Annotated in this window: 15 protein-coding genes; 5 read left to right on the top strand and 10 right to left on the bottom strand. The window is 61.5% G+C overall.

Going from position 1 to position 21,821, the window contains the following annotated elements:
- Positions 1-175: 175 nt before the first annotated feature.
- On the top strand, positions 176-1,942 hold the full coding sequence (locus K315_RS0107610; protein ID WP_081666448.1) for an MDR family MFS transporter: 1,767 nt from the start codon (positions 176-178) through the stop codon (positions 1,940-1,942).
- Between the two features lie 157 nt (positions 1,943-2,099).
- Here K315_RS0107610 and K315_RS0107605 read toward each other — a convergent pair whose 3' ends face one another.
- From K315_RS0107605 to K315_RS0107595, 3 genes are all read right to left on the bottom strand, one after another.
- Entirely contained in the window at positions 2,100-3,488 is a 1,389-nt protein-coding gene (locus tag K315_RS0107605) for an Nramp family divalent metal transporter (protein WP_029576907.1), read from the bottom strand.
- 84 nt (positions 3,489-3,572) lie between these two features.
- Positions 3,573-4,400 carry an HNH endonuclease family protein gene (locus K315_RS0107600; RefSeq protein ID WP_238556486.1) on the bottom strand — a complete coding sequence of 276 codons (828 nt, stop codon included), beginning with the start codon at positions 4,398-4,400 and terminating at the stop codon, positions 3,573-3,575.
- Between the two features lie 357 nt (positions 4,401-4,757).
- Entirely contained in the window at positions 4,758-5,996 is a 1,239-nt protein-coding gene (locus K315_RS0107595; RefSeq protein WP_029576905.1) for an ABC transporter substrate-binding protein, read from the bottom strand.
- A 148-nt stretch (positions 5,997-6,144) separates the two neighbouring features.
- Between K315_RS0107595 and K315_RS10460 the strand changes: the two genes are divergently transcribed.
- A complete protein-coding gene (locus K315_RS10460) occupies positions 6,145-6,300 on the top strand; it encodes a hypothetical protein (protein WP_155804624.1) in 156 nt (51 codons plus the stop codon).
- Positions 6,301-7,066: 766 nt separating this feature from the next.
- On the opposite strand, the gene K315_RS10525 is transcribed toward K315_RS10460, so the two are convergent.
- Entirely contained in the window at positions 7,067-9,433 is a 2,367-nt protein-coding gene (locus tag K315_RS10525) for an aminotransferase class I/II-fold pyridoxal phosphate-dependent enzyme (protein WP_029576904.1), read from the bottom strand.
- Between the two features lie 241 nt (positions 9,434-9,674).
- On the opposite strand from K315_RS10525, the gene K315_RS09710 reads away from it, so the two are divergent.
- Genes K315_RS09710 through K315_RS0107575 form a run of 3 tightly spaced genes read left to right on the top strand, consistent with a single transcriptional unit; the run spans position 9,675 to position 11,902 of the window.
- On the top strand, positions 9,675-10,877 hold the full coding sequence (locus tag K315_RS09710; RefSeq protein WP_238556468.1) for an aminotransferase class III-fold pyridoxal phosphate-dependent enzyme: 1,203 nt from the start codon (positions 9,675-9,677) through the stop codon (positions 10,875-10,877).
- A complete protein-coding gene (locus K315_RS10760) occupies positions 10,856-10,999 on the top strand; it encodes a hypothetical protein (RefSeq protein WP_238556467.1) in 144 nt (47 codons plus the stop codon). Before K315_RS09710 ends, K315_RS10760 begins: the two co-directional genes overlap by 22 nt.
- A gap of 51 nt (positions 11,000-11,050) precedes the next feature.
- Entirely contained in the window at positions 11,051-11,902 is an 852-nt protein-coding gene (locus tag K315_RS0107575; RefSeq protein ID WP_238556466.1) for an SDR family oxidoreductase, read from the top strand.
- Between the two features lie 98 nt (positions 11,903-12,000).
- Here the strand turns inward: K315_RS0107575 and K315_RS0107570 are convergent, their stop codons facing one another.
- The 6 genes from K315_RS0107570 to K315_RS10450 all read right to left on the bottom strand — a co-directional run bounded on the left by K315_RS0107570 (position 12,001) and on the right by K315_RS10450 (position 21,689).
- On the bottom strand, positions 12,001-13,878 hold the full coding sequence (locus tag K315_RS0107570) for a DUF4012 domain-containing protein (RefSeq protein ID WP_029576902.1): 1,878 nt from the start codon (positions 13,876-13,878) through the stop codon (positions 12,001-12,003).
- Positions 13,879-14,176: 298 nt separating this feature from the next.
- Positions 14,177-17,944 (bottom strand): thiol reductant ABC exporter subunit CydD/CydC, encoded by a 3,768-nt coding sequence (locus tag K315_RS0107565; RefSeq protein ID WP_029576901.1) that lies wholly within the window; start codon positions 17,942-17,944, stop codon positions 14,177-14,179.
- 479 nt (positions 17,945-18,423) lie between these two features.
- Positions 18,424-19,542 carry a LacI family DNA-binding transcriptional regulator gene (locus tag K315_RS0107560; protein WP_029576900.1) on the bottom strand — a complete coding sequence of 373 codons (1,119 nt, stop codon included), beginning with the start codon at positions 19,540-19,542 and terminating at the stop codon, positions 18,424-18,426.
- 173 nt (positions 19,543-19,715) lie between these two features.
- Complete coding sequence (locus K315_RS0107555) at positions 19,716-20,525, bottom strand: ribonuclease HII (RefSeq protein ID WP_029576899.1); 810 nt, start codon at positions 20,523-20,525, stop codon at positions 19,716-19,718.
- Positions 20,506-21,438, bottom strand: coding sequence for a signal peptidase I (lepB, locus tag K315_RS10755; protein WP_029576898.1), 933 nt, complete (start codon positions 21,436-21,438; stop codon positions 20,506-20,508). The genes K315_RS0107555 and lepB overlap by 20 nt, the downstream gene beginning before the upstream one ends.
- Positions 21,435-21,689, bottom strand: a complete 255-nt coding sequence (locus K315_RS10450) for a hypothetical protein (protein ID WP_152571437.1) — start codon at positions 21,687-21,689, stop codon at positions 21,435-21,437. The genes lepB and K315_RS10450 overlap by 4 nt, the downstream gene beginning before the upstream one ends.
- Positions 21,690-21,821 lie beyond the last annotated feature (132 nt).

Raw genomic sequence — 21,821 nt, 5'->3', positions numbered from 1 at the left:
GGCCGCCCTTTGTGCGTAGACCCGACTATCATGGGATTCTCCAGAGCAATCACAAGGTCTATGCCCGCCCGGACGAGATGTCGCATAAGTCAAGCGGAATGAACCGAACGAAACGGGTGAGGTATTGAGTAGGAGAGAACAGCACAGGCAGCCACGCACGGCAGATGAATCCGGCATCGGCGTCAAACAAGGGCGGTCAGGCCAAGCGCGTCAGCCGCAACCTTCAAGCAAGACGCTCAGCTCAGCCGACGCCTACGTGGACGGGCACCTCAGCAGAACCGCACTCGCCTCCCTCATCATCCTCACCTTCATCACCTTCGTCGGCAACTTCACCCAGTTGCAGCTCAGCTCCGCGTTGCCCACCATCGTCAAAGACTTCCACATCAGCGTCACCACCGGGCAATGGCTCACATCCGTATTCCAGCTGGTCATGGGCGTCATGGTGCCGCTCACCGCATACCTCACCCGGCGGTTCACCACACGGCAGATCGTCATCACCTCCATGCTCGTGTTCACCGCCGGTTCGATACTCGCCTGGCTCGGGCCGACCTTCGTGGTCATTCTGCTCGGGCGAATCCTCGAAGCCATTGGCACCGGCGTCATGTGGCCGGTCCTGCAGATCACCGTGTTCTCCATCTACCCGCTCTCCCGCCGCGGATTCGCCATGGGAACCGTCGGCATGGCAATGAGCGTCGCGCCCGCGATCGGCCCGGTGATTGGCGGGTGGCAGACCGATGCGAACGGATGGCGCTCAATTTTCATGACGTTGACGGTCATCGGCGCGGCTTCGGTGCTGCTGGCCTTCTTCGGGCTGCACAACTTCGGAGTCACCGACCGCAGCACGAAAGCGGACTTCTTCTCCGTAAGCCTCTCCATCTTCGGTTTCGGCGGGTTGATGTTCGGATTCACAAATATCGAAGCGCACGCGTTCACGCATCCGCTGGTCTGGGTGCCGATTCTTGTGGGCATCGCCGGCATCATCTGGTTCGTGATGCGGCAGATTCACATGGCGGCAGCGTACCGGGCGTGGGAGCGTGCGGAGAGCGCCAATGCCCAGAGCGGGACCGGGGCTGCCGTGGCGGACGCCACTGGGGGTGTGGGCGGACGCGCAGACGCGCGGGACAGCGGGCGTACGACTTCCGCCGCGGTGTCAGGCGAATCGACACATGTTTCGCCCGAATCCCCGGCGCCGCGACCGGCATTGCTCAATCTTGGCGTCCTGCACAACAAGAGCTTCACGGTGGGCACCATCTGCGCTGCACTGAGTTTCTTCGCATTCAGCTCGATTATGGTGATCATTCCGCTGTACATACAAAACGACCGCGGATACAGCGCGACCATGAGCGGCCTGATCATGCTGCCGGGCGCCATCGGCCAGTGCATCGCGCAATTCTGCGGAGGACGGCTGCTCGACCGTTTCGGGGCGCGGCCCGTCGCACTCGTCGGATCGGCCACACTCCTGATCGGCACCCTCATGATGAGCATGATCGGCACCGACACGTGGATCTGGTGGGTCTCGATATCGCAATTCACGCGGCAGATCGGTATGGGGCTCGTACTCATGCCAATCACCACATGGTCGCTCAACTGTCTTGCCCGGCAGGAGGTGTCCGCGGGGTCGGCTGTCACCAACACCGTGCGCCAGATAGCCGGGGCCATCGGGGCACCAGTCATGGTCATCACCATGGAAACCCTGACGCGGGTGTTCCACGAAGGCGGGCTGGGATCGACACTCGCCAACATCGACAGCGTGAAATGGACGCTGCGCATCAGCGCATGCTTCGTGCTCGCCCAGCTGCTGCTCGTAATCTTCGGCGTGCACGGGCGAGGCGCGGGCTCGGCGCGGGAGGCGGCACAGTACGCGCTCAGCAAGATGCGTCTGCACGCCGGAACCGGCAGTGCGAGCGGTGCCGATGCCGCCGCCGGCAAAGCTGGGAAGTGACCGGCGGAAGGCGCGCCGGGGCGCTCGGTTGTTGTTCGAAATAACGGGGCAAGAAGGGCCGGCAGACGGGGAGGCTGCCCGGCGGACGGGAAACCCCTCGCCGAAGGTATGCGCGCCGGCAAGGCATCACAATCGCTTCTGCAATCGCAGCAGCATCTCAATTCTGACCCGTCATGGTGAGATAGACCAACACTACGTTCAACGCGATGATCAATACTACAACCAGAAGAAATACCACATGCTTAATCGTCCCGTCACGATACTCTCCCATCAAATCACGGTCATGGGTATACCGCATCAATGGGATAATCGCGAACGGAATACCGATCGACAACACGACCTGGGCGATAACCAGCGCATATGTCGGATTCGAAGAAAACCACAGCACCACCAGCGCAGGAACCAGCGTCACCACGCGGCACGCCCACATCGGCGCGTGAATATGCAGCAGTCCGCGCATGATCTCGGAGCCGGCGTACGTGCCCACCGAAGTCGACGATAGCGACGAAGCAAGCAGGCCGATTGAGAAAATCGTTCCCACCGCCGGGCCGAGCGCCATCTCGATCGCATGCTGGGCGCCTTCGATGGTGTCCGTGCCCTTCATGCCGTACAGCGAATTGGCTGCCAACACAAGCAGCGCAAGATTCACCGTGCCCGCCAACGCGAGCGCCCACACCACATCAATCTTGGAGCCGCGCAGCAACTGTTTGGTGTCCGGTTTTTCTTCGCCTGGAGCATAATGATCGTTCACCAGCGTCGAGTGGAGATAAATCGCGTGCGGCATCACCGTCGCGCCCAAAATCGACGACGCCATCAACACCGAATCCGTTCCACGGAACCGCGGGACCAAACCAGTGAGCACATCCCCGACATTCGGCGGGTCGACATACAGTCCGGCTATGAAGCCGAAGGTGATCACCAGAAGCATCGCAATGACAATCTTCTCAAACACACGATGAGTGCGGCCACCCTGGAACCACAATAGGACCGTTGACACCACGCCGATTACGCAGCCGCCCCAGAACAGCGGCAGGCCGAACAGCAGGCGCAGCGCGATCGCCCCACCGATAACCTCCGCTAAATCCGTCGCAATCGCGATTACCTCAGCCTGCATGAAGAACATGTATCGGCCGGCGTCGCTCATCCGTTCGCCGAGAATCTGCGGGAGCGATTTGCCGGTCACGATGCCGAGTTTCGCGCTCTGATACTGGATCAGCACGCTCATGAGGTTCGCCAGCGCCAGCACCCACACCAGCAGATAGCCGTAGCGGGCGCCCGAAGTGATGTTCGCCGCCACATTGCCCGGATCCACGTAGGCGACTGCGGCGACGAAAGCGGGACCGAGAATTGGGGCTAGTGCGTGGCCGTGGTGGTGTGGTTGGGGTTGGGTGGGCTGAGGGTGTGGTGCGCGCCCGGTTCTCTGCGCTGCCGATGCTCCCGTGGGCAATTTGCCACCCACGCATCCGCGTACTGACTGATTCGGATCCAGCTGCGCCTTGTGAGCGGCTGTATCCGTATTCTTTCCCCGATGTTCCGACTCGCTCATGTTCAACCAGCTCTCATGTCTCGTCGTGATATCTCATATTCATTATCGTGCCGGCGGGGTGACCGCCTCACGAGTCCGTTAGTGTTATAGGTCCGGTTTGTAACGCTGTGTAACATAGCGCGGACTGGAGCTCTCAGCCCTTGTGCCGTCAGGCGACACGCCGTGTACAATGGGGGTGGAATGCCGAGATGGAATCTGCTGATTCGGGCATCCTCGCAGCACCGCGGCCATCGCCTCACGCTCCTGTGGCGTCACACTCAGCCCATACTTGGCCTTCACCGCGACCTGCAACGCCACATACGTGCAGCGGAACTCAGCATTCGTCGGCAACCAGTATGCCGCGGACGCCGCCCCCTTCTCCTCATTCGCAGAACCATCGACTGCCAGCAGATTCAACGGATCATTGCCGAAACGATACCGCTGTGCACGGTTCCACCGGGATGCGCCGGAACGCCAGGCATTCTTCAATGCAACCACATGGTCAATCTGGACGGCGGTGCTTGATTGTGCGCCGCGCATGAATGCAATCGTGCGGCCGGTATACGGGTCTTCGAGCGTGCCGGACCGCACAACGCAGCCGCCCGCCACGGTAAATCGCACATCGTGCAAGTCCCGCGCGAGAATATCGTCGCGGATATCACACCCGTTCCCGTCATCGTCGGTCTGGCGATATCCGAATTCGTCGCGCTGGTACCCCTTGCCGGATTGCCGGGCATCCACCACAAGTGTGCGCAACACATCGGCGACCGGGCCAGTCGCCACATATTCGCCGGTGATCCGTGCAGCTGGCGGGCTCACGTACGGCAGTGCCAAACCGACCACAAAACCGAAGCATGCGACCACAACGACGACGATCAGGCACCTCGCCCGAGGACTCGCGAAACGCGGTCGGCTGAAACGCCCCGACGACAGATGCTGCCGCCGATGCCATGGAAATCGCCGAAACCGTTGCGATGCCCCAGGCGAAGACCCCCAAAACCGTTGATACTGCCGATATCGCTGATGCTGCCGATGCTGCTGAGACTGCTTCCGCCCACGGTCCATGGCTCCCCCTGCCCGTTACCGATCGCGTCCGATGTTCATGACATCTCCGTCGCCGCTCCCCCAGCTCGCCCCGGATTCAATCTATCGGACGAGTGTGACAGCCCCTATCGATACCATCGCAATAGTCCCGACAGCCCCGATTGGCCCCTAATCAACCCCAACAACAAACGACGGCGGCAAGCTGCCTGCGCAACTTGTCGCCGTCACCCGAGCGTATCGCTGAAATCACGCCACCTTGCCGGATTGCAAGTGGTCGAAGACCGGCTTGTTGTCGCCGTCGAACTTGTAGATGCCAATGTTAGCGCTCGACGGATCATGGTCCTTGTTGAACGGACCGATGCCGGTCAGGCCTTGGTACTGAATGGATTTGCCACTCTTGATCAGCGCCAGGCACTCCTTGTAGCTCTTGCACTTCGTGCCGCCATCCGCGCCGGAGACCGCGGGCAGATTGTCCTTGATCGTCGCGCCGTCAACCGCACCGCCCTTCTGGGCAGCGAGCGCGGAGAGCACTACGGCGTCATAGGTTTCAGCCGCATACGTGAAGTTCTTGACCGACGAATCGATGGACTTGATGCGCTTTTGGAATTCCTCACTCGCTTCGGCGCCCGGAATCGTCGCGGAATCACCCTTCAGCACGCCGGGGTCGAAATCGCCCGAATAATCCTGGGTGTTGCCATCAGTCAGGTACAGCTTGTTGGTATTGATGCCCTGGCTGATCATTTCCTTGACCAGTGCTTTGGTCTGATCGAAGGCGATTACCAGAATCGCGTCGGGATGGGATGCTTTCAGTGTGGTCACCAGTGACGAGAAATTCGTCTCCGTCGGGTCGAAGGTCTCGGCCTTGCCGTAGACGATGTTGACGTTGCTGTCGGCGAGCTTGTTGACAATCACCTTGCGCAACCCAGTGCCGTACTCGTCGTTGAACACCGCGATGGCGAGATTTTGCACGCCATCCTGTTCGATGACGTTGCTCATCACCGCGCCTTGCACGCCGTCAGGGGCGATTGTGCGGAAGAAATACTCGTCGATGCCGGACAGACTGGGCGATGTGGCGCCGACCGAAATAACCGGGACCTTGGAACCGGAGGCCTGCTTGTAGATGTTCTTGGTCACCGAACTGGACGGCGAGCCGATAATGACACCCGGCTTCTTGGCGAGCAACGACTGCACGCCGGAGGTGTTCTGGTCGGCGTGGTCGGCGTCTGAGGAATCGGCGATGGCGGTGTTCACGTCTTTGCCGAGCACGCCGCCTGCCGCATTGACATCCTTGACGGCGAGCTTGAACGCTGCGACCGTATCGGGGCCGAGGTATGACAGGCTGCCGGTCTCAGGGAAGAAGCCGCCGAGCATCAACGCGCCGGAATCGGCTGAGGATGAGCCTGATGACGAGGATGCCCCCGAGCCGCAGGCAGCGAGGCCGGACAGACCGAACGCGGCGGCGGCGAACAGTGCGGTCGCGCGCATCGTCGCCGTGCGGACGGAGCGGCGGCGGCGCATGCGTGCGTGGTGGTGTTTGCGGTTGAACCGCTCGTTGTCTGGGCTTGTCGCGTGGTCTGCTGCGCGGTCTGCTGCGGTATTGTTCATCGCATGCCCGGCATCTGTGAATCCAGTCATGATAGCTTCCTTTCTTCTGCTTCCCAAACAATCCGCCTCCCCGGGAACCGGTATCAAACTGATGCTTGAGCTTGTGCTCGAGCTTGGGCTTGAGCCTGGGCTTGTGTTCGAGCCGATGCGAATCATCGGCATCAAACGCGCGTCTCATCGATAGCGGTTTGCGCCAGATGATGGTTTCCGGTGCAATACCGGGGTGTTGCGTTGCGCACCATTGTGCGGATTGAACATTTCCCCGCCGTTCCTCTTGGGCAACATCGCTGTTGCCAGACGGGGCGGTGCGTAACCATCAGCGCACAATCGTGTTTCGGGGGCGGTTTGACTGGGCGGGGGCTGCAGGGGCTGCGTTTGGCGGGGCCTAGGTGTGATGCGGTCGTAGTTTGGTGGAACGTGAGTGTTGCAGGGGCTGGGGCGGTGGGGTGTGAATGCGGTGGAGTCGAAGCCTGGCGGGATTCGGCTTGGTACAACGAAGTACTATATGCAGGGTGTGCCTATCTGCCGTATCTGTAGTACCTGCCGGAAGCTATCTCGCTTATCTGTGTTCGTCACCCGCCGATACCGGCAGTATGGTCGTTGATTTTCCGCGGATTGTACTTACGGTATCAGGCATATGCGAACACAGATAGCTGAGATGCGGTCCGCGAGGTACTACAGATAAACGAGATGCCGGAGTTCCGGTACCACAAGAATGCGAACGCCAGCGCCGAACCGACACAGGTCGCGGCGGATGGGAGCGCAGAGGCTCCACTATGTGAGGATTGACTCACACAACGACCCGGCAAGTAACCGGAATCGGCCACGCGGGCCAGCCAAAGGGCGAGTGTGTGAGGATTCACTCACACGGTGGGGAGTTTGCGGTTTGGATCGAGGGACGCGGCGGGGATGTGAATCCAGGCAGCTGCGCGGGACCACACCGCCCTAGTTCAGGCAGTTGCAGCTTGTACCAGGCATTGGGCGACGCGCTCGGTGATTGCTTCGGGTTGCGAAATCGTCACTCGCATCGCATTGCCTTGGGTGACGCCCGCATCGGTCAGCAGCGTTGCGGCCGTGCCATCAATACCAATAGTCGAAGCACGGCTGAAACCGTCTGTTCCAACAGTTCCGATGCCTGCAGTGTCGGCGACATGATAGGCGGCGTCACCGATGTCGCGACCAGCCCTGCAACCAGCGTTCCCGACATCGGAAGCGCTGACCCCATCAGTCCCAGCAACGCCACCTGTATCAGCGCCACCACAGACCTCAGCAACCCCACCAACACCAGCACCCACAACACCTGCAACCCCAGCAATCACATTGCTCCCGACGATTCCGCCATCCGCCCAATCGTCGCCGCCGATCACACACTCCTGCACGCGCGAATCGTCATCACTTGCCGAGACACAGAATTCCGGCAAAAACCGTCCGCCTTCCGCCACACGGATATGCTCCTGCGCGAGAATCCGCCTCGCCGCAGCCGTATCACGCACCGGCAACCACATATTGAATCCGCTGCCCGGCACGGTTTGCATCCCGAAACGCTCCAGCAGCGCAGCCATCGTCTTGCGCCTGAGCGCGTACGTGTGGCGTGCGCCTGCAATGGTCGAATACGCTTGACGATCCGCAAGCATCTCGCACAGCAGCTCCTGCAGGAACCGACTCACCCAGCCGGCTCCCAGCCGTCGCCGCTCCACAATCGCATCAACCGCTTCACGCGTCCCCGACAATGCCGCAAGCCGCAAATCGGGGCCATGCGATTTCGAAAAACTGCGGATATGAATCACCCGGTCAGGCAACAGGGACCCTAGGGACACCGCGAATACATCAGCGACCATGCCGCTGCTATCATCCTCGAGAATCGGCGGAATCTCGCGCCCGGCGGCTTCCTGCTCCCACATGCGCAACACCCGGGCGATCACCGACAACCGCTGGGGCGTATAGCTGATACCTGTGGGATTCTGCGCCCGCGGCTGGATGATGATCACGCCGATGCGACGGCCCTGGTCGTGCGTCGGCCCCGCGGACGGGCTGAAACGCTCCAGCACCTCGAACAGAAGATTGGGATCCATGCCTTCCGCATCAACCGGCACGCCGACGGCGATTGCCCCGCTTTCGCGCAGCACATCAAGAATGAACGGGTATGTGGGCGATTCGACGATCACGACATCGCCATGGCGCACAAATGTGGCGATGGCGAGCGCAAGTCCATCCCCCGCCCCGGACACCATGGTCATCGCCTGCGGATCATACGGCCAGTCGCCGCGCAATTCCTCTTCCAGCATCGGCAGGATTGTCGGCCCGGTGTACGAGTTCACGAATGCCCGCCGGTTGCCGAGCCGGGCCAAATATGGGCGGATTGGCGGCAGAAGCGTATTGTCCGGAGTTCCGCGGGACAGGTCGATGACCGGGGCGTGGACGGCGGCGAAGCCTCGCGTTTGGCCGGATGCACGCCTGTCGAATCCGGACGTGCTGGCGCCCGATGTGCGAGAAGCGGACGCGCCGGTATTTCGCCCGGATTTTCGACCATGATTCTGCCCGGCATCGCGTCCGTCGGCACGCCCCTCGTCCATTCCGTCTGCACGCACGTCAGCACGCCCAGCCGCCCGTCCGGCATCACGCTCTACGTCGAGTCCAGCATCTTTGCTGTTATGTTGCTTGGATTCTTCCTCATCGCCCGGCATTTCAAGGATTTGGCCCGCATCAGACATGTCGAACACGACTCGAGCACCCGCCACCGAAGGCATGGCCGTACGCGCTCCCCAGCCATCCGCGCCTCCCGCGAATGACGCAGCCGAGGCCGGCGGAATGTTTACTTCGGACAGCGCCTGCGGAAGCACGAACGTGCCCGCCCTACCCCGCGAATGGATGACCCCCGAACGGGCGAGCATATGATACGCGGCAGAAACCGTGGCCGGACTCACGCGAAGTGCCGCCGCAAGTGCGCGAACGGTCGGCAGACGTGTTCCTTCAGGCAGAACTTCAGTGGAGACCAACGTGGTCAGCGATTCGACAATGCGTTGCGGAGTCGCCCTGGCGGTCTGGGTACGGACGAATCCTGCAAGACGCTCGGCCTCGACGACCAGCGTCTGCCCCGCCCGGATGCCGGACGTGCCACGATCCGCAGCGCCGGCTAACACGGGAGTTCCCGCGGAATCATCGGGCTCCTGCCCGTCTTGAGATTGCTGTGGACCTTGGAGGGCAAGGGAGTCACTGGAATCTCGGGAATCTACGAGTCCGCTGCCGCTGCCGGCACCGGGCTTAACATCGTCCGGATGACGAATCCTCGAATCATTGTGCTTATTGTCTGTGATCATTTCGCCTTCTCGCCTTCTGCACTCTCCGCGGCCCACGCGCACACGCTTCATATGACACGCCCAGTATCGCCAATCGCGGTTATTCCGGTGTTTCAAGACGATGCACAACAGGAAATGTCCACGTAAAACGCGAAATGTTCATTGCTCACAATGTCAATTGCAACGTCACATGGCGTCACATGCGATGCCAAATGAACACAGCCGGCCCGACGCCGGAACCCAACCTAGGAAAGGACACATCATGGGACACGATTGCTCGGCAGATGAGACGATCTGGGACGACGCCTACGCGTTGGACCGCGCGCACGTTTTCCACTCCTGGCACGCACAGCGCAACCTCCACCCGACCGAGGTGGTCACCGGTCACGGCGTGTGGCTCAACTACGCGGACGGCCGTGAGATGCTGGACTTCACCAGCCAGCAGGTCAACGTGAATATCGGGCACCAGCACCCCGCGGTCGTCGAAGGCATCAAGAAACAGGCCGAACTGCTCGCCACCATCGGCCCCGATTACGCGAACCTCGCCCGTGGCCGGGCCGCCTCGCTGGTCGCACGCCGCGCACCTCAAGGGTTCGACAAGGTGTTCTTCACGAACGCGGGCGCCGACGCGAACGAGAACGCCATGCGCGCGGCACGCCTGGTCACCGGGCGCGACAAGATCCTCTCCTCCTACCGCTGCTACCACGGCAATACGGGCGCCGCGATCAGCGCGACCGGCGACTGGCGGCGCAAACCGAACGATTACGCGCGCGGCCATGTCCACTTCTTCACACCGTACCTGTACCGTTCCGAATTCTTCGCCACCACGCAGGAGGAGGAATGCGAGCGCGCGCTCACTCATCTCGAGCATGTGATTCAGTTCGAGGGGCCGGACACCATCGCCGCCGTACTGCTCGAATCCATTCCCGGCACTGCGGGCATCATCATCCCGCCGAAGGATTATTTCAAGGGTGTGCGCGAAATCACCCGTAAATACGGCATTCTGATGATTACCGACGAAGTGATGGCCGGCTTCGGGCGAACCGGATTCTGGTTCGCGCTCGACGGCTACGATTACACGCCGGATATCATCACCTTCGCCAAGGGGTGCAATTCCGGGTATGTCCCGGCTGGCGGCGTGATCATGTCCGACCCGGTGGCCAAGTATTTCGACGATGTCGTGTTCCCGGGCGGCCTGACGTATTCCGGGCATCCGCTGGCGATGGGAGCGATCGTGGCCACGCAGGAGGCGATGGAACGCGAGCATATCGTCGACAACGCTCACGATGTCGGCCAAGACGTGCTCGGGCCGGGTCTTCAGGCGCTCGCCGAGCATCACCCGACCATCGGCGAGGTGCGTGGCAAGGGCGTGTTCTGGGCGGTGGAGCTGGTCGCCGACCGGCAACCAAAGAGCCGCTTGATGACGCCAGTATGCAGCGGATTGTGGCGGAGGCAGACAAACTGAACCTGGTGCTCGGCGTGCACAACAACCGCATCCACGTGACCCCGCCTTGCGTAATCAGCGCCGAGGAAGCGGCCGAAGGCGTCGCCCGGCTTGACAAAGCGATGACCGCTGCCGGATGCTGAAACCAGCCAGACGAGCATGACACCGCTGCGAAAGCAGCAGGAAGGATGACCATGACAGAACAACAGACAACGCAATCAGTAACACCAACGGCAACACGGCATGTAACGCCAGTTGCGACATCACCTGCAGGACAATCAACCCCACAGCCGGCAGACGGCGGCCAGCGCGCGGTTGTGACCGGAGCATCCAGCGGAATCGGCGCGGCGACGGTTCGCGCGCTGGTCGCAGACGGATGGCACGTCGTGGCACTGGCACGCAGGGCCGAGCGTCTCGACGCATTGGCTCAGGAGCTCGGCGATGCGGTCGAGCCGATCGCCGCCGACATCACCGACGAATCAAGCGCACAGGCAGCCGTCGAGACGATACTCGCCGGCGGGCCGGTCAAAGCGCTGGTCAACTGTGCCGGCGGGGCCATCGGCAAGGATCCGGTCGCCACCGCGAGCATCGACGATTGGCGGGCCATGTACGAGCTCAACGTGCTCGGCACGCTGCGCATGACGCAGAAGCTGCTCCCCGCGCTCAAGGAATCCGCAGGAACCGTGCTCGTCATCTCCTCGACCGCAGGCATCGAACCGTATGAGGGCGGTGCCGGGTATTGCGCGTCGAAATTCGCCGAACGCGTGATGGCCCGCGTCTTGAGACTCGAGATGATCGGCGAGCCGATTCGCGTGGTCGATATCTCCCCCGGCATGGTGCATACCGATGAGTTCTCGATGCACCGCTTCCACGGCGACGCTGCCAAAGCCGCGGCTGTGTATGCCGGGGTGCCGGACCCGCTGAAGGCCGAGGATATCGCCGAATGCATCCGTTGGGCGCTTGACCAGCCCGATACCGTCGATATCGACTCGATTGTGGTCAGACCGCGGGCGGAAGGCTCCTACACCAAGGTGTTCCGCAAATAGGTTTTCCGCGGGTCTCTAGACCGTTATGGCAAACGGCACCTGGACGGCTTGGATAATGAGTCGTACAGGTGCCGTTGCTGCCTCCGGCTGTACCGGCGTTACTTCGTCCCGATGGCACAAGCCGAGGTATCCACACTCACTCCAGGATCTTCCCAGCCCATCGGCGTCTGGTCAACACCGAGGTCTGCTGTAGCCTTCGTGGAGGTGGTCACGTCGAAGGAGTAGGTCATCGATTTTCCAGGATTCAACAGCACCAGCGTCGTGGTGACGCTCTTGCCGTTCAGCGTGGTCTGCTTCGGTGCCACGGACACCGTGCCGTTCCCGCTTGTGGTGATATTCGAGATCGACCCGCCGGCAGGCGCGTAAATCAGCATCTTCTCGGCGGCCATACCGCGCGCCAGACTCGGCACTTGGACGCCACCGGCGATGTAATCAGGTACCTTGGACAGTTCGGCATTCGTCATTGTGTTGTTCAGCGTGTATTCCACGTGGTAGGTCTGCAAACCGTCACTATTGCACGACGTGCGCGTGATCTTGGTCGTGCGGTGCACGTACCAGTCCATCTTGGACGGGTTCTGCTCGGTGATGTACACGCCGATCTTCGGGTTGGCCTCGTCACTCGGCGTGGATGCTGTGAAGCCAGCGGACAGTAACGAGTTTTCCGTCGTCTCATCGAAGCTGTACATGGAGAAGTGCCGGTTCTGTGCAAGCGAGGACATCGCCTGCCCGACCTGGGTGAGCTTCTCAAGATTGATATTCGAGAACATCGCGCCGATCGACTGGGTTGCAACCTCGGTGAAATACCGGTCCTGCATACTCACCGGGTACTCCTGGTACACGGTGTTGAGCAGGAATTCCGCCGTATTGGTGCCGTCGAGCACGCGGCCGTCCGACAGGGTGACCTGCCCGTTGATCGCGACCATCTTCTGCAGGAACACCGGATCGACCATAATCACGCCGTCCAGGTTCTGGCTCGCCCCCCACGGGGTGCGCTGCCAAATCGCGCGCATGCCTTCCGCCGAACGCTGCGCGTCTGTGTACACCGCGAGGTCGCGCATATCGAAGGACATTTGCAGAGGCCCCCACTGGTTGAAGATCCGCTGCTCGTCCGCGGTCGGGTCTCCGGCACCATACGGAATGTACTCGTTGTTCGAACGGAAATCCCCGATGGAAATCTTGCCGTTGTCGGTGGTCATGACGCCCACCGAACCCAGCAGGCCGCCGCTGGAGCGCGCTTCGGACGTGGTCATCGCCATGATTGCATACGTTTTCGCGCCGCCGGAGCCAAGGAAACCGGGGATGATATCCAGCGCGTTGGACAGATTGTTGATGGTCGTTCCCGCCGCGTTCAGCTGCTGCTTGCCGCTGGCGTACGCCGTGGCGACCTTGCCGATTTTGGGTTGCGGCAGGGCGTCATACTCTTTGACCAGCTTCTGGAGCGGCTCGTTCGCGGCCTTCATGGATGTGGCCGCCTGGGTGATCGGCTCGAGGTTCAGCGACCCGTCGTCCGTGGTCAGCGGTGTGTTGACCAGCGTGCCCAGTGTGGAGCTCAGCTGCGGAATCGACTCGGTGGTCAGCGCATGCACGATGCGTGTCATGCCGCGGACAGTTGTGATGTCATCGCCGTACACCGGCATGTGGGATGCCAGCGTCCACAGCTTGCCGTTCGTGATTTGTTCGGCGGTGGCGGTTTCCGATTGCAGTTGCGGCAACACCGCGTTGATGGAATCCACCGTGTCTTTGCTGATGCCGGACGCACCTGAGCCCGAAAGCCCCTTTAGGCCGGACATCAGCGAAATCGCCTTCTCCTCGTGGGCTTTGACTTCCATGGCCTGCTTGTAGAAGGTGTATGCCGTGATGCCTGCGGCTGCAACCACGACCACCAGAACAGCCAGTACAATCCATGGCCAGATATGCCTGCGCCTGCCCCCGTGGACACCGGGCATATTGCCGTGCTGCGCGGTATGTCTGCTCATCTTGCTCCTCACCGATCCCCGGTATGCAGCCCGGTACGGCTATGCCACACCTTGGGCCGCACCGATGCAATCCAACTGAAAATATCCCGCATCGTATTATCCCGCACCCGAGGAACGCATCTGGCGGCTTGACGGGGATGTCCACCGTTGTTCCACGTTTCCGTTTCCACCACGCACATCAGGCTGATGGTTTGGGACGATGGGTGCGGGAGATGGACGACAGCTGATTGACGGACCTAGACGAACCTAGGCGGACTTTGGCGGACGGCGTCAGCGGATTGACGCCGTCCAATCGGCATCAGACCCGCACGACCACGTCGGCGACGCGCATTGTCGACTGCCGATGTGAGACCAGCACAATGGCGACATCGCGCTCGGCGGCCATCTGGTTGATTGACGTGAGAATCACCGCCTCGTTCAAGGCGTCCAGACGACTGGTCGGCTCATCGAACAGCACCAAGTCCGCCTTGCGCAGGAAGACACGTGCCAAGCCGATGCGCTGCCGTTCGCCTTCAGACAGGCGCCCGCCAAGCTCGCCGACCTGTGTATCGAGCCCGTCAGGCAGCGAATCGACCAGATCGAGCACAGAAGCCTTGTGCAACGCCTCACGCAGCTGCTCGTCGCTCGCATGTTCGTCGGCGATGCGCAGATTCTGCGCAATCGACCCGTCGAACAGATATGTCTCCTGGCTCATCATGGTTTGTACACGACGGCGGTAGGCCGCATCCACCTGCGGAAGTGGCACGCCGGAGAAGCGGACTTGGCCGCGCTTCGGATCCCAATAGCGCATCAGCAGTTTCAGCACTGTTGACTTGCCACGCCCGGACGGACCCTGAATGCCGAGGATGCCGGCCTTGGGAACAGCCAGGGACAGGTCGCGCACAATCGGCTGGTCAGGGCGGTATGAGAAGTCCACATGCTCGAACGCCATGCCGTCATACTCAGGCTGGTCGGTTCCGGTTTCCACAACCGCCGGCTGCTCGTCAAGCAGTGCGAACAGACGTCTCGCGGAGGCGAAGGTCTGCGTCAGATTCACCGGAAGCGCACTCAAGGCGAGGGTCGGGCCGAACGAGCTGGCAATCAGCACCACGGCGACCACCGCATTCGGGATGGAGAACGGATTGCCCTGCGACACGCGCAAGGCGACCATGACCGCGCCCACCGTGGCGGCGATAACCAGCAGACCGCCGATTGCAGTAAAACGACCGGTACGGCGGCTCAGACGGGAGCGTTCCGACCACAGGCGGCGGGTTCTTGAGACGATGTTGCCCAGCCGCCTACTGCCCTGCCCGAACCGGATGATTTCATCCAGACCGTGCATATCGTCGAGCATGACATCGTCAAGCTGCGCGGAATACTTGCGAATCTTCGGGCCAAGCGTACGCACGCTCGCCGCGAAACGGCGGGGAAGCAACACCCCGACAATCAGATGCGCGACGACCAGCAGCAACGCGAACCACGGGTCGAGCGTGAAGGCCGCAACCGCGAACACCACCGTGGTCACCACGGCGATGACAACCGGAGAAATCGTGTGCGCGAAGAAAATCTCCAGCAATTCGACATCAGTGGTAATCAGCGAGATCAAATCGCCCTTGCCCTTGCCGGCGAGCTTGGCGGGAGCCAGTCTGCACAGCGCGGCAAAGGCCTTGGAACGGAACAGCGCCAGCAGGCGGAACGCGACATTATGGTTCATATACTGTTCCGCGTACCGCATGATACCGCGCAACAGGCCGCACACCACCATGCAGACCACCGCGGTGCGGGACGACAGCCCCCACACCGGATGACCGAGATGAGCGAACAGGGCGCACACGCCGAACACCGGCAGGAATGTCGCCGACAGATGACCGATGGTGCCGTACAGGCATGCTTGGACCATGTACAGGCTCAACGGCCGGACTTCGCCGAGCAGACGGCCGATCAACGACATTGAGCCGGAGCGTTTGCCTGGCGTGTCACCGGCAGCGGAGGCGGTTCCCGGGGCGGCATCCGGGCTGGTGCCGGCGCTGTTGGCGTTCACCGCCGTATCCGTTGACGAAGCCGCAGATACCGGCTCAGCCGCCGATTGAGAGGCCGATTGAGATGTGTCGCCCATAGACAGGGTGGAAGCACCGGATGCCACGGCACGGCTGCCCATACCCGCCAACTGGCGCATCTGCTCGCTACCGACCATCATTCGGGCGTCATCACGGTGGGAGACATGCTCGAACACCGCTTGTGCCCGGAACAGTTTCGCGTACACGCCATCCGTTACCACCAGCGCATCATGCTGGCCAGTCTGGGCGACCGTGCCGTGGTCGAATACCACAATCTGGTCGGCGAGCACCGCATTCGCAACACGATGCGTAATCATCAGCACCGTTTTGCGGTCCGCCAAATCGCGGATGGTGGCGAGAATACGGTTCTCGCTTTCCACGTCTACACTGTTGGTTGCCTCATCGAACACATAGATCGCGCTGTCACGCAGCAAGGCGCGGGCAATCGCGAAGCGCTGGCGCTGGCCGCCTGACAGATTCGCCGCATCCTGCTCGATTTTCATGTCAAGACCGCCGGGCTGGGCGCACACGAAATCATCGATACGCGCCTGATGCAGCGCGACCCACAGGTCGTTGTCCGTGGCGCCGGGCTTGGCCATCACCAGATTCTGACGCAGCGTGCCGGCGAACAAGTGGCTGCGGGCGCTGACGACCGTGACTGCGCCCGTCAGCGACTGCTCCGCAACATCACTCAGTTCCACATCCGCGGACGTGCCGAGCAGCGAATAACCGAGACGAATCGAGCCGTCATAGCCGACCAACGAACCGCCCAGCAGACCGGCTGCCGTGGACTTACCAGACCCAGACACGCCGACAATGGCCGTCAACTGGCCCGGCTGCGCGGAGAAATCAACATCATGCAGAGCAATTTTCTTGTCATCGCCAGAGCCGTAGGCGAATCCGACATGGTCGAAAGTCACCGACACGGAATCCGCGACAGAAGGCAGACGAATGCTGCCGTGATGCGGCACCGGGGCATCCAGCAGCGCGAAAATGCGCTTCGTAGACGTCATGCCGTTCATCGCTACATGGAAATACGACCCCAACTGGCGCAACGGCAGGAAAAAACTCGCTGACAGCAGCGCGACCACCAGGGCAGCCGGCAGCCAGATCTGGCCGATCATGAACTGCCAGATCGCCACGCCGATACCGGCCGCGGTGCCACCGTACGCCACCAGGTCCATCGCCGACAGTGAGCGCAACTGGATTTGCAGCACACGCATGGTCATCACGCGGAATTCCTCGGCCTTGCGGTTCATGTCCTCGGCCGCACGCCCGTCGGCATCGAAGGTTTTCAGCGTTTCCAAGCCCTGCAGGTCGTCAAGGAACGCAGCGCCCATATCCGTGTACTTGCCCCAGTACTTCTTGAACACGCGGGAGGCGCTCATCGCAACCAGCCCCACGATGATGACAATCAGCGGAGCGCACACCAGCAGCACCAGCGCGGCAGGCCAATTGACGGGGGCAACAAAGATGAACAGGGTGATCGGCGCGAGAATCGAATAGAACAGTTGCGGAAGGAACAGTTCGAAGAAGCTTTGGATTTGCTCAATGCCCTCGCCTGCGGACTGGACCACGTCGGAGGTGCGCACGCGCTGGGCGTAGGAGGGGCCCAGTTGCAGCATTTTGCGGTACAGCTTCTCACGCAGGGCAAGTTTGACGCTTTCGCTGGCGCGGGTGCCGAAATAGGCGGAGCAGCGGGTGGCCACGTATTTCACGACGACGATGACGGCGATGAACAGGATGAACATGCCGTAATTGTCCGGGTACGCCGACAGGGCGTGTTTGCCGGATTCGAGCGCCGAATCGCCCTGTGTCTGCGCAGGGTTGAGGCACCTGCCGATCGCGTTGAGCTGGGTGCATTTGGACGCGTCAAGCGGCTCGACATACCCGAGGATGTTGCCGAGCAGACCAACCAGAACATAGGCGAACCCGATATCCGCCAACAGCGACACCCATAGGCATACCACCTTCGCAGCCACCAGGCGCTTGATGCCCGGCGTCAACGAAAACAGCCGCTTATCGAACATGCCGACCCCTTTCCGCGTACGCGAATCACATGACAACATCTCACTGGACCCGTTGACCTGGAGCTGAGCGGCCTGCGCCGGGGGCTTCGCCGCCTGCCTGCCGTGTTGGCCGCTTCGTAGCGGTCGCACGGCAACGGGGTTGGTCGACACCATCCGGTGACGGTCGATACGTCCGGCAGCCGGCGGAGCGGTCCGCGCATGATGGAGACACCATGCTGGGAAGGCCTGAAAACTTGGGATTCAGACGATCCGGGACGCTGTATGCCAACCGCATACGGTCACGATCACAATGGGGGTATTGTAGCTGATTGTCTCGGCATCCACCAGAGTTTTCGCAAACCGCGACCAATACTCCATAATCCCGCGTCATCCCGTGCGAAGGCGGGCGGAACCGCAAAACTGGTGGATGCGCTTGCTCTGGCTCCAACCACTCCCGGCTCTCCGCTTCCGGATCCGGTGTTTCGCAACTGAGCGGACAGTCACCGTCCCAGCGATACGCCCGCCAGTGAGGCGCGTTTGACGACTTTCGCCTCAACCTGGCCGACACCGTACGTGGAGACCGGATAGCCGGGTTCCGGTCCCTCCCCCATCAGGAACAGCGCCTCGCGCATCGCGGCGACGCCAAGCTGGCTGTAGTCCGGATGAATCGTCGTCAACGGCGGGAACGTATCGCTGGCCACCGCAATGTCATCAAAACCGGTCAAACTGACGTCCTGCGGAATGCGAATATCGTGCTCTCGCAACGCACGGGCCACGCCGATGGCCTGAGCGTCACTTGCCGTGACAATCACCGTCGGCAGTTTGGCGCCTGATGAGCCGAAGTATTCCAGCACATGGTTCATTTGCGCGTACGCTTCATCGGACTGCCAAGAGCGGCATCGCACCACATTCGAGGAAATCGCGTATTGCGCGGACAGTTCACGCCATGCTTCGAGCCGTGTCGTCGCATCACGCCACTGAGAAGGCCCTGCGATATACAAGGCCGTGCGGTGCCCATAGCCGGCGATCATGCTGAGCAGCCGGTCCATGGCTCCCCATTGGTCGATGCCCACGACCGCCGTCCGATTGCGCTGGGCTTCGTCATGAATCATGCTCAGCCCGGTGCTAATGCTGGTTCCGCCGTGTGTCGCCGTCAGCAAGATCCGCGGCCTAGTGACCGGGGCACGACACGCCGCAGTGAACAGGACATCCGTCGGCACCATCATGATGAACGCGTCCACATTGAGTTCGTCGAAGGCGTCGCACAGATGGTTGAAATCGTTTTGCGCACACATGGCCTTGCGGATCATCGACACGGCGACGAACAGGCCGCGAGACCGTGCAGCAGCTTCAATCGCTTGCAAGGTCTGCACCTCGCCATGGAACTGGTCGCCTCCCATAATCACGCCGATGATGCGGGAACGGCTCGATGCGAGGGCCCGCGCGGAATTGCTGGGGCGATAGCCGAGCCGCTGGATGGCCTGGCGCACACGATTGCGCGTGTCAATCGACACGTCGGGCGAATGGTTGATCACACGGGAGACGGTCTGATAGCTGACTCCCGCCAGCGCGGCCACATCCTTCATTGACGGGCGGGCGGTGCGGCGATGGTGCTCCATCGAATTCGTCTCCTTTCTTCATGGTGTTGATGCTGCTGGCGTCTATCTGGCTGGTGCAGCCAATCCGGTTGATATATGCGGGTAGTGTCGTCAACCTAGGCGGGCTGGCTCCCGACTGGTGCCAATCCAGCTGGCGCCCCGGCTGAATTGTCACACGGCTGAATTGTCCGGATTCAGACCAGATGCCAACTCAACCGGTGCAAGGGCGTCGGCCCATACTTTGCGATTGCGTCGCGATGCACCTGCGAGCCGTACCCTTTGTTGCGTGCCCAACCGTATGGCTCATACGCCGGATTTCCCTTGGCGATATCCACCATCAGATGGTCCCTGGTGACTTTCGCGATGACCGCCGCAGCGGCAACCGTGGCACAATGCTGATCGCCTTTGACTTTCGTGATGATGTGGGCGGGCACCGGAACGTCCGGCGCGTCGAAGGTGCCAAGAGCGGCGGTGATGTAATCGTTGGGACCGTCGAGAATCCCGCCGACGCGGATGACGCTTTGGGGCGTCTGTGTCGCGCTGCCGATACCAAGCTGGCGTTCCAGCTCGTCCAACGCACGCAGGGCGGCTACACCGAGCGCATAGGTGATGCCCCATTCATCGATTTCGGTATTGCTCGCCTGACCGACCGCGCTTGAGGCGCACCACCGGCGCAACGGGTGGAATATCGCTTCCCTGCGGTGTTCCGTCAGCATTTTGGAGTCCGCGACCCCTTCAGGCACCGTCAATGTCGGCAAGTCACGCGCCCAAATCGCGGTGGCGCCGACCATCACTGGGCCGGCGAGGGAGCCTCGGCCGACCTCATCGAATCCGACGATCACATCGTAGCCTTGGGCGGCCAGGGTGCGTTCCAGCTCGAGTGTGGGAACCGGGCGAACGTGTGTCGTACTGCGTTGACGAGCGTGCCGATTGCCGCCTACAGTGTGTGCGGTATGAGCGGTGTCTTGCGGACTGCTGGACTCGTCATGCTGGATTGGGGACATTCGCGAACACCTCGTGATGGGAATCTAGTCTGCCGATGCGGTTGAGCGGCCAGTTGCGCACAATCGCCACGCCGAGCACATCACTGATCGGGACGAGACCGTTCGACCCATCATCCTGGTGATAGCGAGAATCCGCGGAATTGGCGCGATTGTCGCCAAGCACGAAAATATGACCCTCGGTCACAGTGACGTTGAAGGCAAAATCGCTGGGTTGCACGCCGGGTTTGAGATACGAGCTTTCATCGATGGCCACGCCGTTGATGGTCACCGGCTGGCCGGCGCCAGCGCATGCCACGGTATCGCCCGGCAGGCCGATAAGCCGTTTGATCAGGTTATCGCCGCCCATCGATGACTCGGATTGCAGCCAGTTGGCAGGGTCTTTGAACACCACGATGTCGCCGCGCTGCAACTTGATGAGGTCAGGCGCAAGTTTCGTGGTGATGACCCGGTCGTTGATTTCGATGGTGTCCAGCATAGAGCCTGAAGGAATCACATAGAAACCGAACAGGAACACGCGCATGAGCAGCACGATCAGTACCGGAATACCACACCACAGCAGCCATTCGCGGGCGTTCTCGGAGGTTGACGATGCGCTTGCAGAGCGTCGAGGGACACCGCCGCGGGACGACAAGCCGGACGCGTGGGCCGCATGGGCTGCGCGCGCTGCGTGCCGGGCGTGTCGGGATGATACATCATCTGGGGCGTTCGCTGGGGAAAACTCCGGGGAGAAATCTTGGAAGAAAGTCTGGGAGGAAGCCGGGGGTTGTGATGATGCCGAGGCTGTTGTCGTTGCGGTGGCTTGTGTCGTTGCGGTGACAGGGGCGGGATCGATGCCGCGTTCGGCGACTGAAAGGATGTGGGAATCCGCGTCACCGCGCTGGTCGTTTGACGACCGAGACATCTGCTGCGTCATGATTCTCCCATCTGCCGACCTGCTGTCGGCGAAGCCTTGTCAGGCACCGTGCCGGGTGCGATGCCGGGGCATCCTGCCGGGGCGCCTCCGGATTGCGCCGGGTGCGATACCGTAACGTCCTGCCGAATCGCGCCGCCGGAACGCCCTTCCGGAGCGTCTACCTGCCGTACTGTCAGCCACTCGCCGTCGGCGCTACCGTCGGGCAGTACTGTCGGTCGCTCATCGTATTGGCTCGACCATGCTACCGCCATCCCAGCTTGACCGGTGCTGTCGCATACGTTACCAGCACGTCTGCTCGTACCCGCCGATCCAATCCGAAGCGAGGACTTATCGGACGGTCGAAAACGAAGTCCATACCCCCACGGCTGTTCCGATTTGCGGCT

The sequence above is a fragment of the Bifidobacterium thermacidophilum subsp. thermacidophilum DSM 15837 genome, from assembly GCF_000426425.1.
GTDB lineage: Bacteria > Actinomycetota > Actinomycetes > Actinomycetales > Bifidobacteriaceae > Bifidobacterium > Bifidobacterium thermacidophilum.
This window is presented reverse-complemented; position numbering and strand designations above follow the sequence as displayed.

Coding starts and splice junctions, on each gene's coding strand:
- K315_RS0107605 (WP_029576907.1), bottom strand. CDS start 3,488: ATGAGCGAGTCGGAACATCGGGGAAAGAATACGGATACAGCCGCTCAC.
- K315_RS0107595 (WP_029576905.1), bottom strand. CDS start 5,996: ATGCGCGCGACCGCACTGTTCGCCGCCGCCGCGTTCGGTCTGTCCGGC.
- K315_RS10460 (WP_155804624.1), top strand. CDS start 6,145: ATGATAGCTTCCTTTCTTCTGCTTCCCAAACAATCCGCCTCCCCGGGA.
- K315_RS10525 (WP_029576904.1), bottom strand. CDS start 9,433: ATGATCACAGACAATAAGCACAATGATTCGAGGATTCGTCATCCGGAC.
- K315_RS09710 (WP_238556468.1), top strand. CDS start 9,675: ATGGGACACGATTGCTCGGCAGATGAGACGATCTGGGACGACGCCTAC.
- K315_RS0107575 (WP_238556466.1), top strand. CDS start 11,051: ATGACAGAACAACAGACAACGCAATCAGTAACACCAACGGCAACACGG.
- K315_RS0107570 (WP_029576902.1), bottom strand. CDS start 13,878: ATGAGCAGACATACCGCGCAGCACGGCAATATGCCCGGTGTCCACGGG.
- K315_RS0107565 (WP_029576901.1), bottom strand. CDS start 17,944: ATGTTCGATAAGCGGCTGTTTTCGTTGACGCCGGGCATCAAGCGCCTG.
- K315_RS0107560 (WP_029576900.1), bottom strand. CDS start 19,542: ATGGAGCACCATCGCCGCACCGCCCGCCCGTCAATGAAGGATGTGGCC.
- K315_RS0107555 (WP_029576899.1), bottom strand. CDS start 20,525: ATGTCCCCAATCCAGCATGACGAGTCCAGCAGTCCGCAAGACACCGCT.
- lepB (WP_029576898.1), bottom strand. CDS start 21,438: ATGACGCAGCAGATGTCTCGGTCGTCAAACGACCAGCGCGGTGACGCG.
- K315_RS10450 (WP_152571437.1), bottom strand. CDS start 21,689: ATGGCGGTAGCATGGTCGAGCCAATACGATGAGCGACCGACAGTACTG.